General features: G+C 40.8%; 12 protein-coding genes and 5 tRNA genes. 9 read left to right on the top strand and 8 right to left on the bottom strand.

Features of this window, described 5'->3' with window-relative positions; translation table 11 throughout:
- The first annotated feature begins 217 nt into the window (after nt 1-217).
- Entirely contained in the window at nt 218-1,636 is a 1,419-nt protein-coding gene (gene aspA / locus B9N78_RS10120) for an aspartate ammonia-lyase (RefSeq protein WP_085101833.1), read from the top strand.
- 60 nt (nt 1,637-1,696) lie between these two features.
- Here the strand turns inward: aspA and B9N78_RS10115 are convergent, their stop codons facing one another.
- The 5 genes from B9N78_RS10115 to B9N78_RS10095 form a co-directional block, all read right to left on the bottom strand.
- Nucleotides 1,697-2,659 carry an NADase-type glycan-binding domain-containing protein gene (locus tag B9N78_RS10115; protein ID WP_085101831.1) on the bottom strand — a complete coding sequence of 321 codons (963 nt, stop codon included), beginning with the start codon at nt 2,657-2,659 and terminating at the stop codon, nt 1,697-1,699.
- 150 nt (nt 2,660-2,809) lie between these two features.
- Nucleotides 2,810-3,073, bottom strand: coding sequence for an RNA recognition motif domain-containing protein (locus B9N78_RS10110; RefSeq protein ID WP_085101829.1), 264 nt, complete (start codon nt 3,071-3,073; stop codon nt 2,810-2,812).
- A gap of 244 nt (nt 3,074-3,317) precedes the next feature.
- Nucleotides 3,318-4,622 (bottom strand): DEAD/DEAH box helicase, encoded by a 1,305-nt coding sequence (locus tag B9N78_RS10105; protein WP_085101826.1) that lies wholly within the window; start codon nt 4,620-4,622, stop codon nt 3,318-3,320.
- A gap of 362 nt (nt 4,623-4,984) precedes the next feature.
- Nucleotides 4,985-6,403, bottom strand: a complete 1,419-nt coding sequence (gene ahcY / locus B9N78_RS10100; RefSeq protein ID WP_085102356.1) for an adenosylhomocysteinase — start codon at nt 6,401-6,403, stop codon at nt 4,985-4,987.
- Between the two features lie 35 nt (nt 6,404-6,438).
- Entirely contained in the window at nt 6,439-7,350 is a 912-nt protein-coding gene (locus tag B9N78_RS10095; protein ID WP_085101824.1) for an ArsR/SmtB family transcription factor, read from the bottom strand.
- 248 nt (nt 7,351-7,598) lie between these two features.
- Here B9N78_RS10095 and B9N78_RS10090 point away from each other — a divergent pair, with 248 nt between their 5' ends.
- The 7 genes from B9N78_RS10090 (at nt 7,599) to B9N78_RS10060 (ending at nt 9,461) form a co-directional block, all read left to right on the top strand.
- Nucleotides 7,599-8,102 carry a DciA family protein gene (locus B9N78_RS10090; RefSeq protein WP_085101822.1) on the top strand — a complete coding sequence of 168 codons (504 nt, stop codon included), beginning with the start codon at nt 7,599-7,601 and terminating at the stop codon, nt 8,100-8,102.
- A gap of 36 nt (nt 8,103-8,138) precedes the next feature.
- Nucleotides 8,139-8,486, top strand: coding sequence for a hypothetical protein (locus B9N78_RS10085; RefSeq protein WP_085101820.1), 348 nt, complete (start codon nt 8,139-8,141; stop codon nt 8,484-8,486).
- A 72-nt stretch (nt 8,487-8,558) separates the two neighbouring features.
- Nucleotides 8,559-8,633 (top strand) — tRNA-Gln (locus B9N78_RS10080).
- Between the two features lie 22 nt (nt 8,634-8,655).
- Nucleotides 8,656-8,733 (top strand) — tRNA-Glu (locus B9N78_RS10075).
- Nucleotides 8,734-8,843: 110 nt separating this feature from the next.
- Nucleotides 8,844-8,921 (top strand) — tRNA-Glu (locus B9N78_RS10070).
- Nucleotides 8,922-9,281: 360 nt separating this feature from the next.
- A tRNA-Gln gene (locus tag B9N78_RS10065) sits at nt 9,282-9,356 on the top strand.
- Nucleotides 9,357-9,383: 27 nt separating this feature from the next.
- Nucleotides 9,384-9,461, top strand: a tRNA-Glu gene (locus B9N78_RS10060).
- Between the two features lie 81 nt (nt 9,462-9,542).
- Here B9N78_RS10060 and B9N78_RS10055 read toward each other — a convergent pair.
- Nucleotides 9,543-9,956: a hypothetical protein gene (locus B9N78_RS10055; RefSeq protein ID WP_085101818.1), complete on the bottom strand. Its 414-nt coding sequence runs from the start codon at nt 9,954-9,956 to the stop codon at nt 9,543-9,545.
- Between the two features lie 93 nt (nt 9,957-10,049).
- On the opposite strand from B9N78_RS10055, the gene B9N78_RS10050 reads away from it, so the two are divergent.
- Entirely contained in the window at nt 10,050-10,937 is an 888-nt protein-coding gene (locus tag B9N78_RS10050; RefSeq protein ID WP_085101816.1) for a LysR family transcriptional regulator, read from the top strand.
- A 79-nt stretch (nt 10,938-11,016) separates the two neighbouring features.
- On the opposite strand, the gene B9N78_RS10045 is transcribed toward B9N78_RS10050, so the two are convergent.
- Together B9N78_RS10045 and B9N78_RS10040 are read right to left on the bottom strand one after the other, a co-directional pair.
- Nucleotides 11,017-14,784, bottom strand: coding sequence for a hypothetical protein (locus B9N78_RS10045; RefSeq protein WP_085101814.1), 3,768 nt, complete (start codon nt 14,782-14,784; stop codon nt 11,017-11,019).
- On the bottom strand, nt 14,777-16,924 hold the full coding sequence (locus tag B9N78_RS10040) for a hypothetical protein (RefSeq protein WP_137982521.1): 2,148 nt from the start codon (nt 16,922-16,924) through the stop codon (nt 14,777-14,779). The genes B9N78_RS10045 and B9N78_RS10040 overlap by 8 nt, the downstream gene beginning before the upstream one ends.
- Nucleotides 16,925-16,962: the final 38 nt, after the last annotated feature.

Raw genomic sequence — 16,962 nt, 5'->3', positions numbered from 1 at the left:
CTACAATAAACTCTTACAATAATTTATCGAAGAATAGGCTGAAACTGTTGCTCTAAAAATTACAGACTGTTTGAAGTCTCAACTTTAACCTAACGTTGAAAAGTTATATTGCCCCTTGATCCTTTTATGCTAAAAAGAAAAAAGGGATTAATATGGAGTCACTGAACTTGATGATTTTTTGTATATATTTTTATTTACTATTTTCAGGAGAAAAAAAATGAACTCGCGTATAGAACATGACTGCATAGGCTCAATGGATGTTCCTGATGATGCCTTCTATGGAATACAGACATTAAGAGCCGCTGAAAACTTTAGAATAACCGGCATTCCTATTTCACATTACCCTCATATTGTTAACTCTCTTGCACACATTAAAAAAGCAGCAGCGATAACAAATAATGAACTCGGCAAACTGGACGATGACAAAACAAAAGCCATAGTCTTTGCATGTGATGAATTGCTCAACGGCAAATACCATGAGCAGTTCATCGTTGATATTATTCAAGGCGGAGCCGGAACTTCCACAAATATGAACGCCAATGAAGTTATTGCAAATATCGGCTTAGAATTTTTGGGATATAAAAGAGGAGAATACGATAACCTCCACCCGAATATTCATGTAAATATGGCACAGTCCACAAATGATGTTTACCCGACATGTCTACGCATTGCTCTGCTTGGTAAAATGGAACTCCTTATGGAATCCATGGAATATCTGAGGGCAAGTTTTGCTGCTAAAGGTGAAGAATTCTCCCATGTGTTAAAAATGGGCAGAACTCAGCTTCAAGACGCAGTGCCTATGACACTCGGTCAAGAATTTACCTCATATGCTGTAATGATCGGTGAGGACATTGAAAGAGTTCACGAAGCAATGAGCCTGATCTGCGAGATCAATATGGGCGGAACCGCTATCGGAACAGGTCTTAATGCACCGCCGAAATACGCCCAGAAAGTTACAGCTAAGCTTAAAGAACTTACCGGTTTTAAACTTGTGCTAGCCCACGATCTTATTGAGGCAACTCAGGATACCGGCGCATATGTACAGCTGTCCGGTGTTCTTAAACGTGTTGCTGTTAAAGTTTCCAAGATATGTAACGACCTACGCCTTCTTTCTTCCGGACCGCGTTGCGGATTAAATGAAATCAATCTTCCACGCATGGCTCCGGGGTCTTCCATCATGCCCGGTAAGGTTAACCCTATTATTCCTGAGGTTGTTAACCAGATTGCATTCACTGTAATCGGCGGCGACGTAACCATTACTATGGCGGCTGAAGCCGGACAATTAGAGCTTAATGTTATGGAACCTGTCATTACAGCCAGCCTGCTTAACTCGCTGACTATCATGAGACGCGGATTCAGAACTCTTGCAGACCGCTGTGTTTCAGGAATTACCGCCAATGAAGATATTTGCAGAGGATATGTTGAAAACAGCATAGGACTGGTTACTGCGCTTAATCCTTACATCGGCTATGAAAAATCTACCGAAGTTGCGAATGAAGCCCTTAATACCAATCGAGCAGTTTACGATATTGTTATTGAAAAAGGGTACATGTCAAAAGAAGAACTGGAGAAAGCTCTTTCGCCGGAAAGCATGATTTATGCTCATCCGCAAACTTTAGACCCGACAGAAATCTAAAATTATAAAAAAATCCTCCGCAGAAATTTCTGCGGAGGATTTTTTTATAGATAGAAAATTTTAATATTCAATCTTGCTCTTAACTTTCCACTCTCCGTATTCTTTTTTAAGAATATAAAGTGAGTTTTCAGTAACTTGATTATCCTTAAGATCAATGATTACGGAATAAGAACCTTTAACCCACAACTCAACTTCATCAGCAGTATGCGTTCTGATATTGAATCTGAGTCCGGAAGTTGAAACTATAGCTTTCTGATATTTTTCAAGCACGCCACGCTTTTCGAGCATTGATCGGAAACTTTCAAAGTACGAACTTTCACGAATAAACTCTTCCTCTACAAACATGCGAGGATATTCTTCGCTTATGGTTACAAACGCTGAATAAAACTTATCAAAGAAATTTTTCATTTCTCTAAGAAGTAATCTTTCCTGATTTAATTTTTCTATTTTTTCCGCTAAAATTTTTTCCTGCTCGGCTGTCAGCTTAGGCTCTTTTACAAGTTCTTTTCTACTTATAATTAAACTGGATTTCTCTTTTGCATTCGGAATGTGATATTTAATTTGTATTTCGGAAATCCCTGCCTGATCGCTTTTACCATCAGAGTAAACAGATTTGGCCTCAATCTCTAAGCTCTCGGTTATGCATTCAACAGCTTTAATAACCTGTCTTTTAGAAATATTTTTTAAGGTTGCAGACTGCCTGTGAACCCCTCCAAAAGAAACCTGTATATCCTTTACCTTGCTCACCTTAATATTTTTTAAATTCACTCCATTAATAAAAGCAATTGTATCTACCACAACTCCTTGCGGAAAAGAGAATTGCAATATTTGTGTGGCCTTTTTACCATCAGTGTTAAAAATCCACCCTGTAGCAGTATCATTATCCATGAGAATGCTGACATTAAATGCAGTTTCATCGATTTGGGCAGTAAAAGGTAAAGCTTTAATATTTACTGGGTTAGCACTGCATATTACAGGAAAAGCAAAAATAATCAGAAGGATAAAAAATAATTTGCGAAACATTATAAGCTCCAGATAATTACAGGCATTACTAATTTCAGGTCAGGTTTAAACACACCTAATATAAAACGGCAAGGTATTAAAAAAAGAAACGCCCGCTTCCCTTTCGGGGAGCGGGCGCAAAGAGCAGAAATACTGCCTATATACTGATGACTACCAGCGTGGGCGTTCTGCGCGAGGTTTAGCTTCGTTAACCTTAAGGTTACGACCATCGAAATCCTTGCCATCAAGGTTGTCGATAGCTTCAAGAGCACCGGCATCGTCCATTTCGACGAAACCGAAACCGCGTGGGCGGCCTGTTTCTCTATCTTCAATAAGTTTAACGGAAATGACTTCACCGAAAGCTTCAAATGCTGCACGGACGTCGTCTTCACTAGCTGACCAAGGCAAGTTGCCTACATAGATGTTCTTAGACATTCAATATTCTCCATAAAAAGTGATGATGCATGGCACCCATGTGCCATTTAATATATAAAAAGGACAGCGCTCAAGATGCTACGCTGCTCCTTGATATCTCTGTCTTTCCACCGATGCCTTCATAGAGGTCACCGATTCAATAGAGACGAGTTTGGACTAACCTAAAGAGGAAGTCAAGAGAAATTATTATAAAAGTAAACAAAAAACTCTAATAACTATTTCGATCCTAACATTGCATCTCTTATTAACGTTTTACACGACCTGAAGGCTTTCCGGAAGCCTTGCCGGCAAATTTACCTGCAGGTCTGCCTGAAGGTCTTCCTGATCTACCACGGCTCTCTTTTTTGTCAGCTCCGTAAGCACGTTTAGGAGCTGCCGGAGCACGCCCCGCTCTATCAAGACCCGGCTGGCTTTTACAAGGCTGATCGTAATCAAATTCAGCAATCTTGCGATGCTCAATTGATTTCCCGACAATCTTTTCAATTTCCCGCATCAGACGTTCATCTTCGTTTGTAACCAGACTTAAAGCCATTCCGGCGCGACCGGCGCGACCGGTACGACCGATACGGTGAGTATATGTTTCAGCAGTGTCAGGCACATCAAAGTTGATAACATGGGTAATGCGTTCACAATCGATTCCGCGGGCAGCGATATCGGTCGCGACCATTACTTTAAAAGTTCCGTCTTTAAATCCGTCAAGTGCTCGTTGACGCTGATTCTGACTCATGTTTCCCTGCAAAAATGTAGACTCATGCCCTCTGAAACTTAGCTTTCTGGCCAGATTTTTTGCGCGATGTTTAGTACGCGTAAAAATAAGGACGCTTTCATATTTAGTTACATCAAGAAGAGTTTCCAAAAGGGGTGCTTTAAGCCCCGGATGAACAGGATAAAATTCATGCCCTACACGTATTGCCGGAGCTGTATTGTCAACCTGAACAGTGGCAGGATTAACAAGGATTTTACCAGCAAGGTCACGAATATCGTGAGGCATGGTCGCTGAGAAAAGTAAATTCTGGCGATTTACAGGCAGACGGGCAAGAATCTTCTTAATATCCGGCATAAAGCCCATATCAAGCATACGGTCTGCTTCATCAAGAACCAGAACTTCTACTTTATCAAGTTTGAGCATGCCCTGATTAAGAAGATCAATAAGTCTGCCGGGGCATGCGACTATAACAGTAGCTTTGTTGGCTGCTTTAATCTGAGGATTAGCACCGACGCCACCGAAGACGGCAGCACTGCGAATGCCAGTCTGTTTGCCAAGAGAAATAAAATTCTCATGAATCTGCAGAGCAAGTTCTCGCGTTGGAGCAAGCACTAAAGCGCGGACAGGGCCTTGAGTAGGGGCGTTGCTGTCAAGCAGACGCTGTAGAATTGGTAAAGCAAAAGCAGCAGTTTTGCCGGTTCCGGTCTGGGCAAGTCCCATAACGTCCTTACCTTTAAGAACTTCCGGTATTGCACGAACCTGAATTGGGGTTGGCGTAGTATAGCCGCAAGTGTTGATTCCGGAGACTAAGCGCCGGTCAAATGAAAATGAATCAAAATTCACAAGTATTCCTGGTGTGAAAGGAGAATATATAACGACGGCGCGTGACGGCGGTCGTATTCCGATTATTTCGGAGGGTATTTATCTGAAGCTCTGGAACATGAATTTGATCTTAATCCGGTTCAATACGGAATAGATTTACCAATGAATGGCAAAGAGGATTTCTGTGAGTCCAGTCACGCTGAGGTGAGGTCTATTTACTCATTATATACTAAATGTAAAGGTTAATTTTGATAAAAAAATAATAGTCCATCCATTTTAATAGCCTTTTCGTCTTAAACAACAGGCTATTAAAACAGATGGACTATATAAATAATTATCTACTAAAAGCGGATTTCAAAGAAGTTTGAAATCCGCTTTTCTAATTAATAACGGTAGTGATTTGGCTTGAATGGACCTTCAACATCAACGCTGATATAATCAGCCTGTTCTTTTGAAAGCACTTCAAGCTCAACGCCGAGACGGGCAAGATGCAACCGTGCAACTTCTTCATCAAGTTTTTTGGAAAGAATCATGACGCATGGTTCGTAAGTATTTTGCGCAAGGTCAATCTGCGCAAGCACCTGGTTGGTGAAGCTGTTGCTCATTACAAAGCTTGGGTGACCCGTAGCACAACCGAGGTTGACCAGACGTCCTTCAGCCAGAACGATTATTGATTTACCGGATTCGAGAACCCATTTATCAACCTGAGGTTTAATTTCAATCTTCTGAATTTTAGGATTATCTTCAAGATAAGCCATTTCGATTTCGTTATCAAAATGACCGATGTTACAAACGATTGCTTCATCTTTCATCTGAGCGATGTGCTCACCTGTGATAACATGATAGTTACCTGTACAAGTTACGAAAATATCACCGCGTTCAACAGCTTTAGCCATTGTTGTTACTTCAAAGCCTTCCATTGCAGCCTGAAGAGCACAAATCGGGTCAATTTCAGTAACGATAACGCGAGCACCGAAGCCGCGCATGGACTGAGCGCACCCCTTACCAACATCACCGTAACCGACAACAACAACAATCTTACCGGCAATCATGATATCAGTTGCACGTTTGATTCCGTCAGCCAAAGATTCACGGCAGCCGTAAAGGTTGTCGAATTTTGATTTGGTAACAGAGTCGTTAACGTTGATTGCAGGGAAAAGAAGTTCTCCGGCAGTCTGCATCTGATACAAGCGGTGAACACCTGTGGTTGTTTCTTCAGAAACACCTCTGATCTTCTTAGCTATATTGGTCCATTTAGTTGGATTTTCAGCAACAGAAGCTTTCAAACGATCGATAACAAGCTGAAATTCTTTGTTGTCATACTTCTTTTCAAGCATGGAAGGATCTTTTTCAGCCTGAACACCTTTATGAACCATAAGTGTAGCATCGCCGCCGTCATCTACAATGAGGTCAGGGCCGGAACCGTCAGGCCAAGTCAAAGCCTGCTCAGTGCACCACCAGAATTCTTCAAGGCTTTCGCCTTTCCAAGCAAAAACTTTAGAAGTTCCGTTTGCTGCGATTGCTGCGGCTGCGTGGTCCTGAGTGGAAAAAATATTACAAGAAGCCCAGCGCAGATCAGCACCGAGTTCAGCAAGGGTTTCGATGAGCATTGCAGTCTGAATTGTCATGTGCAGGCTGCCCATGATTTTAAGACCTTTCAACGGTTTTTCTTTACCGTACTTTTCACGCAGAGCCATAAGGCCCGGCACTTCACGTTCGGAAAGCTGCATTTCTTTGTTGCCCCATTCGGCAAGAGACATGTCAGCGACTTTGTTATCCATTTTAGGATCTAGTTTAATCATTATATCCTCCAAGTTTTTTACGGGCTGTCCGCCCATTATTGTTTTTCTGCAACGTAAACCAGCACAGTAAGACCTGCCTGCACAGAGAAACGATGAGTTGTAACAGTGCCGAGTCCGGCCTCATCCATCCATCCGCGAAGCTCGGATTCTGTAAAGCCCAGTCTACGATCACCATATTCGGTGCGCATCTTTTCATTTGAATGCATTTCAAAATCTGCAACAACCAGTCTTCCGCCAAGAGTCAGAACCCTTGCGGCTTCTAAAACAGCTCTGTCAGGATTTGGTAAATGATGCAAAACCATTGAAATAACGGCAAAATCAGTTTCCAAATCACGAAGAGGCAAATGTGTAAGCTCACCTATGCGAAGACTCACATCAAGATTTTCGCCGATACGTCTGGATGCCAGCTCAAGCATTTTGCGTGAACTATCAACACCTATAACAGATTTACACTTTTTCAGCATATGACTGAGAAAAGCCCCGTTACCACATCCAAGATCAACACCGACCGAGCTGTCTTTCATAAAACCAAGCAGCTTAGCATTAAGATCGAAATCGCCGAAAACATTTCGCTGAAGATGTTCCCAGTCTTCAGCAATCTCATCAAAAAATCTGCGTGTTTCCATATTGCGTTCAGCCAAAACCTCAACAACACGACGCTTGTCAGCTAACACTTCTGCTTCATTCTCAATCAGCCAACTGATTGAATCAGAAAAACGCTGCCCGGTTCCGGACTGAGCAAGGCGATAAAAGTTCCAAAGCCCTTCTCTTCGTGATTCAAGCAGACCGCTTTCATGCAGAATCTTGAGATGACGAGAAACACGGGGTTGAGACATCCCTAAAACCTGGACGACCTCCCCTACATTCAGCTCGTTATCTCTAAGCATAGCCAGCAATCTAATTCTGCTTTCATCTGATAAAGCTTTGCTGAATTTTAATATTTCCATCCATAACCTCGTCACAAGACGACAAAAGATAACAACATAACAACATCTTTATATAACAATATTCACAAGAAGTATCTGCAGAATCCGGCGGAGTCAAGCATAATTAAAAAGAAATACTATACTCCGATAAACAGTATCTTATATAGTTATAAATTTGCTATACTCAGCTGCACGGAATATATTGCGCTCTGACCATTTAATGTATAGACAATCATTATTGTATCAACATAGATTTTAAGATTAGACTTATGATTAGAAAGACTAAATATTCAGGACCTCCAAAAAGATTATTTCACCCAAGGCAACGCAATATGCGCACCATGGGGGAAGCAATGGGACAGTTCGTTTCCGTTATTGACGGCGACAAAAAGCTCATGATTCCGAAGCTGTGGAAAGCATGGCCGGAGCTTATGGGAGAACTTGCTGAATTTGCGAAACCGCTTGGTCACCGCAAAACAACTTTAATCCTTGCAGCGGAGGATTCTGTCGCCGCGCAAGAGCTTTCTTACTTCGCCCCGGAAATTCTTCTCAGAATTAATTCCTTTTTTGGCGAAGAAGTCTTTGACAAAGTACTATTCGAGCTGTTAAACGGCAGGGTTCCATTGGACGGGTACGAATTAGCGCGAATCCCTGTCAAAATGCCTAAGATCAAGAAGCCCGGCAAAATTGGCGGGATGAAAGACAAATTTGATCCAGAATCGGCGGTCGGCAGATGTTATCTGAAGTACGTCCGTCTGTTTGAAAATTCATAAGATTTCATAGCCGGAGACGGCACTAAGGAGAATATCATGAGCGAAGAAAAAATTACACTTGAAAGCCTTGCACTTAAGAAACCACTTGACAAAATGACCACCAAAGAACTCCGCGAACTCTGCATCAACAAGATGCCTTTGATTGCCGGCGTTTCTGGAATGGACAAAGCGGCTATTATTGCCAATGTTAAAGAATTTCTCGGAATCGTTGAAGAAGAAGGTTCTGTATCCCCTTATAAAGATCAGATCATTACCATCAAAGGTCAGATCAAAACCATGCGTGAAGATAAAGTTAAAATTGAAGCACGCAAGGATCGCTCTTTGTTACGCCGCAAAATCAATAAGCTGAAAAAACGCACTCGCGCTATGGCAAGAGCCGTTTAAGTTTATTTTGAAAATATTTGAAGATTGTTATTGACAGCGAGAGCTAATCCAAATAAACACTCTTCTCGTTGCAGGGACATCGTTCAATTGGCAGGACAGCGGATTCTGGTTCCGTCAATCAAGGTTCGAGTCCTTGTGTCCCTGCCAGCAACACTATTTTGATTAATGCGTTCCCATCGTCTAGCCTGGCCTAGGACACCTGCCTTTCACGCAGGCGACAGGGGTTCAAATCCCCTTGGGAACGCCAATCAAAAAAAGTGATGACTCGTTAACGCCAATAGAGTCTCGCTGGCTGCAACTTAACCGGCTTCATAAACGCGATCAGGCTCGCAGAAGCAGGTACGATATTTTAGATGCGTCCCCATCGTCTAGCCTGGCCCAGGACACCTGCCTTTCACGCAGGCGACAGGGGTTCAAATCCCCTTGGGGACGCCACGAATTTGAAAAAGGACTGAATCGTAAGATTCAGTCCTTTCTTCGTTTGTAAAAGCAAAAATCTCACTTCTTTTCACAGACCCCATATACCTGCGGCACAACTTATCTTAAGCTATATTCACAGATGCACCCTTACCATTACGTGCCGACTTTAGCCCGGCAGAGACCATTTAAGGCTTCTAAGCTGCATACAGCAGAACCTTGACCCCATATTGGTATAAAATACCTTTAGAATCGAAATTTAAAGTACGACCAACCAGCTAATATTACTAAAATTAACAAGTTTATATATTCTTCCAAAAACAGTGTGATAAGTTGTTGACAGAATGAAACAATCCACATAGAAAAACTTCTCGTTGCAGGGACATCGTTCAATTGGCAGGACAGCGGATTCTGGTTCCGTCAATCAAGGTTCGAGTCCTTGTGTCCCTGCCACAACGTAAATTAGCATATTTTAGATGCGTTCCCATCGTCTAGCCTGGCCTAGGACACCTGCCTTTCACGCAGGCGACAGGGGTTCAAATCCCCTTGGGAACGCCACTAAAAAAGAAAGCTTCTTACATTATAATGTAAGAAGCTTTCTTTTTATCTTCTCTGCAAAATAACTATTCATACAATTAATCAATCCTCTACGAGCTTGATTCCATCTTCAGTTATAAATTTCACTGCGCCATCTCGGTCCACAATAATTGCCTGTGGAACATCATCTATTTTTCTCACCATTTGAACCTTACCGCCACTATCTATCCTGAAAAGCCTTTTTTTACTCTTTGAAACTAAATAAACAGAGTTATCATGCGAAGCTGCCAACCCTGAAATTATTCCAAATCCTTCTGCAAGCAGCTGTCGTTCACCATCCGGATAGACAATATAGACTTTACCTTCTGACTGTTCTGCTAAGTAATGGCATGTTCTTCCAGCAGCTACAAGCAATCCTGATTTTTCTTCACCTGCAAAGACTGAACATGATGTGCCGATAAGAATCACACTGAAAATTAAACACATAATAACAACACTCAAAAATTTAAAACTCATTTGATGCCTCCTTGTTGTTTAATCTTTTGTATGGCACGCTATGATACAAATCCAATACCATTTTAACTCTTATTAATACCTAAAAGACATCATATGAGAATGCGTCAATTACGTTATTTTGAAGCAGTGGCGGAAGAACTGCACTTCGGAAAAGCTGCTGAACGGCTACATATTCAGCAACCACCACTAAGCAGGCAAATTCAAAGTTTGGAAGAAGAGCTTGGTACACAGCTGTTTAAGCGCACAAACCGCAAGGTGGAGTTAACCGATGCTGGAAAGTATTTTTTAGATGAAGCCAAGGAAATGCTGCGAAATGATTCCCGGGCCAGAACTACCCTGCAAGCCATGGGCGATGGGACAGCCGGAAAACTTCATGTCAGCTTTGTCTATCTGACTCTATCCTCTGCCTTCCCTGATATTGTAGGAGACTTTATGAAAAAGTTTCCACAAGTAGAGATGGTTCTACATGATGAGACAAGCCTGCAACAAATTACTAACGTAATTGAAGGAAATCGCCATGTTGGCTTTATCACTTTAAATATAACCGAAATACAAAATTTATCACATATAGTTGTGCAACGAGCATCTTCATGTGCGGCAATTCCAGCCAGTCATGATCTTGCGAATAAAAAAATCCTGACTCTGCAGGATTTGGCGACTATTCCATATATTTGCAGCAGAGAAGCTTACTGCCAACTGCGTGTTAAAGAAGTACAAAAGCAGTTTAAAAAGGCTGGATTGGAACTGAAACTTGGAATGAAATATCAACGTAAACACACAGGCACTATTTTTGTAGCGGCAGGTATGGGATGGACTTTTGTTGACTGTGGATCAGAACACATCATGCCGAAGGGAGTTGTTCTAAAGCCTATTGAGGCTGAGTCGGATCCTATGGAAGTGGCAATGATATGGAGTCCGGACAGAGTGACACCACTGATTGAAAATTTTCTAGATTTTTATAAAGAGCATATACAAATATAAGTATACTAATATATTTCGCTAAATAATAGAAAGGGCCAAATCACAAGATTTGGCCCTTTCTGCAATAAAAACAGCACCGTTAAACCTTAGGAACTAAATTACTTATATATTTGAACGGATCGCCACCCGTACCTCTTATCGCTTGCTTTATCAGCCGATACCCTTCGCCATATTTATCAGTTGCTTCAGCAAGTCGTTTTACATAAGAAGCTCCCATACCTTTTTCAGTGAGGTAAGCAATCTCAACCCACGTTGCATGCCCTTCAAGTTCCGACAACGAAATATCACTTAATGAGTGATCAAGATCACCAAATTGCCAAACATGCGTCAGTTCATGCACAATCGTGGACACAGCTATATATTCCGGCATCATATTTTCAATATAAATTCTAATGATGCCGCTCTTTTCTTTAACAGCAACACCAAGATTTCGCGGAGCTGAACCTAAACACGGGTGTAATGTTCCTACAGATTTTGCCAAAGTCTCCGGACTGACAATGTGAACATGACACGAGTCAATTATACCATTCAAGTTGAACCTGCGGCACATCCAACTTGAAATCTCGACTATAAGCTGTTCGTAAGTTTCTTCATCTTTAACCCATTTAGATTGTTCGCACACACTGCAATACTTTCTGCCATTCTTTTCTCCCCACACAAGTTCATTCGAAACAGGACAACCACAGAAAGAGCATTTAAACTCACTATTTTCAGTTATAATCGGCCGTTGCGCAAAAGCCTCTCTACGCTTACGAATTGTTTGATGGCGAGTATCAATCAGCGATGAAATAATTTCACGTAACTCCTTAAGCCTAAACACTTCAGGTTCTGACTTCTGCCCATACCACAAGAAACAACTAGGTTTATCATCCAGCTTCTCATACCATAACAGATAATCTTCGATTAGCTCAAAAAGATATGATTTACCGGCTTCAATAGCTCTGCAAAGTCCCATGTCCACAATAGAATCTTCAAAAATTTCAATTCCTATCCCTAAATTACCACCGATTTTATTAATGTCTTCTACTTCTGGCAAAGCGGACACGCGAGTTGCCAACTGTAAATTCTCAGCAACAGGATCACCTGCAATTTCGGGCTGGCGGACTGGAATAACATGCAAATACTGATGCAGATCAGGAAACATACTCTGCAGCATCTCTTTAACCAAAATTGCAAATGTAAAAGATATTTTTGAATCTACATCAAGAGGCAGTGATTCAAGCGATGAAATTTCCCAACGCAAACGTCTGCCATGAATCATGGTGCGGGTTAATGGATCATTTATCGGGATATATTTATATTTATTCTCCCCGAGATTAACGCCATCACTAAATTCAAAATATCCTTCCGTTTTAATTGAATAAAAACAATCTTCAATAGTACTGTCCAGATAATAACTGCCAGCATTTTTACCGTCATTTTCGCGGGCAAGCACTTCGTTACACCCGTGGCATTCAATTTTAACCTTATGTCTGTAGCTTCTTTCGTCATCCGGCAGGACATATTCAACATTTACAAATTTACCGGCTATATTGATTGACGAGATTCTGTATGCCTCACCGTTATAACAATGCACCTGACCTGGCAGACAATTTTGCACAATCTGATGCCCGAAAGCTTTTTTAATAGTTTTCCCTGAGGGATCTTTAAATTTAAAAGTAAGCCTATGAGCCATAGCCCAGTCTTCTGACATTTGCCGAGAAATTTTATATTTTGCAACCGGAACAAAATCATTTGCATCATCATCAAAAACCATTTCATCCCTGATTGTAAAATATGAAGAAATATCAGACTTCTTATTATACGCATAATCAAACACTGCTCGAAGATTATCATCAACAGTAGCTCCAGACAGCTCATCCGCATAAAAAAAAGAATCCACAAACTGACGGATACTTTTTTCATCCATTTCTTCCACTAAGAGTCGTTCATACACAAGCAGAGCCACTCCTGTCTTGTCTCGGCTAAGTAAAGGAGCAAATTTTTGCAGAGGGTTCTCCAAATAAAAATCCAGATATTCAAGAAAATAATCACGCAGCAAATAACGCGGACTGAAGATGTTCGCCATCAAATGATCATTTGAACTCTCCAGAGTCTTACTGAGAGTTAAAGGCAGATTATACGAATCATCGCGGGAGATAATGATAGCGGCATCACTTATTTTCCCAAGCATGGGTCTAGTCCTGATTTCAACATTGCTGCTGTAAGCCCCTCTGTTTAAACTTCCCAGTTCAACATCATCCATCCGACTGACAAACTCGTTCCATGCAGTTTTATTAAACCCTTGCAGCTGAACTGAATATACGCCTGAAGACAGCATAAATGCGGCAAGGCTGTTTTCAGGCGCAACGTAAGCACTTATCCCGCCCAGAGCTGTAAGATAATTACTGGAGTCGTTCAGATCAAAAAATCTATAACAATATGATTCAGGTTTTTTACCCCTGAATGTATATTTTTCAGGATGTCCGCCAAGGTAAGCTCTTGCAACAACTTTTACTGAAGCGTCATAATCGTCTGTAAGGTAAATCATCTGCAGATCTTCTCCGCAAATATCACGAAGAATTCTAAGAATTGATGCGGCAGGCAGAATGTTTGAAAAAACACTTTCATCAATGTTAAGCACTATAATTTTACTAACCTGTTCAACCCATTCCCTTACAGTTTCAGAATCTAAACGTTTTAATAGGAGCTCATGCGGACTGGTAATGAGAACATCTTCCTGACCAGTAAAGTTTTCAAATCCGACCATTGCAATTGCATTCTTGGAATAAATGGAACCATCTTCAAGCCAACGGCTCAGCCATGCCTCTTCTTCCTTCCGTTGTCTGGAGCCCTGCAAGGAACTGGTAAAAACAACAATCCTATTAAGTCGTTGTATATCATACTGGATACCTGAAAAAAGGATCGGCGAAATTTCATCATACATTCCGGCCACAACAAGCAGATCCTTTCCACGCCATAAAGCTTCAAGCAACTTTCGATGCATTTCACTAAACCCGCGTGGAAAATAGCCACTTGTAGCCCTTATGATTGCAACTAAACGCTGATCAGTTATCAGCGAGGACTGGTCTGCAAAGTATTTGGCCTTATTGCTATTTAAGCCGCTGGCAAATAGAATACTGCACCTGAAAACCTTACCGATTGAGTCGTATAGATCCCCGCACTTGCCGGAGAGTCCGCCTGAACCATCCTCGCTGGTAAGTTTAGTGCGGCTTTCTCTGCAGAGCCCTGAAAAATAAAGCCCTGTAACCATAAAAGTTAAAGTCAACAATACAGGATATTTAAGAACTGTAGAATCAAGCAGACCCTGCGGAGCAACTACATGTGCAACAAGCGATGCAATAATAAAAAAGAGGGCCAGAATGTTAAGAAATATTCCCCATATTTTAAATTCAGGATTCATCAGAATTTTGTTTTGTAATCCTTTCCTGTATCCAAAAGGAATCTTCTTATCTTTTGACCGCGAATAGTCGCCATTAACCGCTTCGTTTGAACATATTTTTTTTAACGCTGCAAAAAATTTAGTTTTCTTCTGGGAGCGCACAACTATCCTGCAAGCCCATCCACCTGCTCTGAAAAAAGCCATAAACACTGCAAAAGTTACGATAAAACCGGCGTTAAAATATAAAATAAAAAATTGCTTATTTTGAGGATTATCCCCGAACAATCCTTCTAAGCTGCTTAGAACTTCAGGAAAGACTCTAAGAAAAGAATAAAAAAATACTGTTATTCCGAAAATGAGATAAACTAATGGGAGCATTCTGTAACGGCTATTGCGCGGTAAAGAAAAAGCCCACACGGCTATAAGCCCGGCAAAACCTATAATAAACGGCAAAGAACTATACATCTTTTCTTCCTCCTTCAAACATCCCGTCTTCTTCCAGGGCAACCAGTTTGAACGGGAAATAAGTTACAGAAGGATTCGTAAGCCCGTGTTTAACCTCCAGACTATATGAAGCCGCATCAGGAATAAATGTGGACGGTGAATATATTAAGTTATCAACAACAGGACGATCATAAAAAATTTCATCTGCGAATTCATTTGAATTAAGAATAGGCTCATCTGCTTTCCATAAATCAGCCAGAGGACGCATCAATTCAATATGGTCGGCAACTTTATTGGCATGATACAAAATTAAACTTTTCCGGCGGAGTTCGTGATTTACTTCTTTAAAAAGTTTACGATAATTATTTGCAACAGCTGAAAACTCACACTGTTTTTTCAAATGCTCTTTGTTACCCTTTAAAATATCACTTAAGTATTTTTTATGAGAACTTGCTATTTTTTTTAACTCATTTTGCACACGCTTTAATTTCAATTTCGCGCCTAAAGAACAAATCCCCATGATCAAAAGTGAGAGCATTCCCCAGCCAAGCATGTAATACAGGTACCCCCCTCCACCTCCCAAAAAAAGCATCAACAAGACAAAAACCGTAAGAATAGTTCCGTAAGAAAAAAGCAGCCTGACTCCAGAAAAGATTTCTGTTCTGTATTTCAACTTATCTATCAAGTCCTGTGTATCTCTCTTCCATGTAATATTAAAATCTAGATAATCCTTATTAGCTACCACCTTTTTCATAGTTTCACGGTCTTCTTTAAATTGATCCAAAGCGGCTTCAATATTATCAATATCCACAATTTCAATACTTTTATTAGCTCTTTTAAGTAGAAAAACATTTTCCCTATCTAATTTTTTATATTGATCCCGTTCATGGCTTAACGAAGAATTTACATCTTCCCACCAATTATTCCAATCTTTGAAATAAATAGTTGCAGGAGGAGCTGGCAGTTCTACTGGTTTAGGTTCTTCAAAATGAACCTCAGGAGTCCGTTGCAGAGTAAAGCTGCCTTGTATAGCACGAGTACTGTCAATTTTAACTGAGTCTTTAGCGGCTTCAAGAGCATGCAAATAATGATCAATCATATTGCCGGCCAGTTCAATATTAACATCAATATTGTTCCCTAAAGAAAGAAAACTCTTTGGACCAAGCATATTGTCGTCTTCACCTATCTCAAGAAGAAGAAGGATTACAATTCCAACTCTGAATTGTATTGAATCATGCCGCGGAGCACTGAAATCAGCCTGCCGTACCCTGACACAGCAACTTCGTTCATTGATAATTCCACTAACGCTGTAATAATCATATAAAAGTTCTTTAAATATTATTTCCGGCCTTATGCTGTTCACGGATTCAGGATCAAGTTGTATTCTGGACCAGAGTGTTTCTTCAAAATTACTACTGAGAGTTAACGCTTTTTTAACTGATAAATACTCTTTATCGCGTGAATACATGTTCACCCTATTTCCTGCCGGCTGGTCTTCCCATTCAAGGGCGACTCTGCAGACGGCAGAAGAAACACACTCAATATATCTTTCACAGCAAGCAGTTAACTTATTTTGCAACTCACTGCTAAGACCGCCAAACCCTTCACTTGTTGTCTCTTTACTGAAATCTATCTCGGTTTTTAACTCTTCAAGATCATCAATGTCCTGCTTGCGAAAAGTACACGGAATATTATTTAATGAAGTGTAACCGCAAGTATCCATCTCCCAATGCAGATATGACTTATCTAGCTTATCAATAGGGGCATTAGTATGCCCCTGCCGACGGATAGGATCGACGACAATATAACTGACACGCATAGGTGCAAGTTTACCACTGAGACGCGCAAGCAAATAGTTTTGAATTTTTGTAATTTGGTCAGCAAGTGAGCCCGTACATAAATTTTCATTCTCATCATAGCAGCTCGTATCTTCCGAAACACCAAGCATAATTATCAAATGCCAATTACTTGCAGAAAGCCTGCGCAAATGTTGCAAAAGTTTTCTATAACTGAGTTCGTAATTAACAGGTTTTTCAGAGTTACGCTCTTCCCAAAACATTTTTAGTTCTCCGGAAGACAGAAGCGGATACAAAAATGGTTTGAATTCAGCCATAGACGGAATTTCACCATACAAATCAAGCACAACAGTATGCACAGACATTCCCCTTTATTATAGAATAAGATGTCTTGTATGTAAGC

Origin of the sequence: Desulfovibrio gilichinskyi (genome assembly GCF_900177375.1) — a bacterium.
In the GTDB taxonomy this organism is placed as follows: Bacteria; Desulfobacterota; Desulfovibrionia; order Desulfovibrionales; family Desulfovibrionaceae; genus Maridesulfovibrio; species Maridesulfovibrio gilichinskyi.
The sequence above is the reverse complement of the archived record's forward strand: the minus strand, read 5'-3'. Positions and strand labels throughout refer to the sequence as shown.

Bases quoted from the DNA above. Each gene is read 5' to 3' on its own strand.
- aspA (WP_085101833.1), top strand. From the start codon at position 218: ATGAACTCGCGTATAGAACATGACTGCATAGGCTCAATGGATGTTCCT.
- B9N78_RS10115 (WP_085101831.1), bottom strand. From the start codon at position 2,659: ATGTTTCGCAAATTATTTTTTATCCTTCTGATTATTTTTGCTTTTCCT.
- B9N78_RS10110 (WP_085101829.1), bottom strand. From the start codon at position 3,073: ATGTCTAAGAACATCTATGTAGGCAACTTGCCTTGGTCAGCTAGTGAA.
- ahcY (WP_085102356.1), bottom strand. From the start codon at position 6,403: ATGATTAAACTAGATCCTAAAATGGATAACAAAGTCGCTGACATGTCT.
- B9N78_RS10095 (WP_085101824.1), bottom strand. From the start codon at position 7,350: ATGGAAATATTAAAATTCAGCAAAGCTTTATCAGATGAAAGCAGAATT.
- B9N78_RS10090 (WP_085101822.1), top strand. From the start codon at position 7,599: ATGATTAGAAAGACTAAATATTCAGGACCTCCAAAAAGATTATTTCAC.
- B9N78_RS10085 (WP_085101820.1), top strand. From the start codon at position 8,139: ATGAGCGAAGAAAAAATTACACTTGAAAGCCTTGCACTTAAGAAACCA.
- B9N78_RS10055 (WP_085101818.1), bottom strand. From the start codon at position 9,956: ATGAGTTTTAAATTTTTGAGTGTTGTTATTATGTGTTTAATTTTCAGT.
- B9N78_RS10050 (WP_085101816.1), top strand. From the start codon at position 10,050: ATGAGAATGCGTCAATTACGTTATTTTGAAGCAGTGGCGGAAGAACTG.
- B9N78_RS10045 (WP_085101814.1), bottom strand. From the start codon at position 14,784: ATGTATAGTTCTTTGCCGTTTATTATAGGTTTTGCCGGGCTTATAGCC.
- B9N78_RS10040 (WP_137982521.1), bottom strand. From the start codon at position 16,924: ATGTCTGTGCATACTGTTGTGCTTGATTTGTATGGTGAAATTCCGTCT.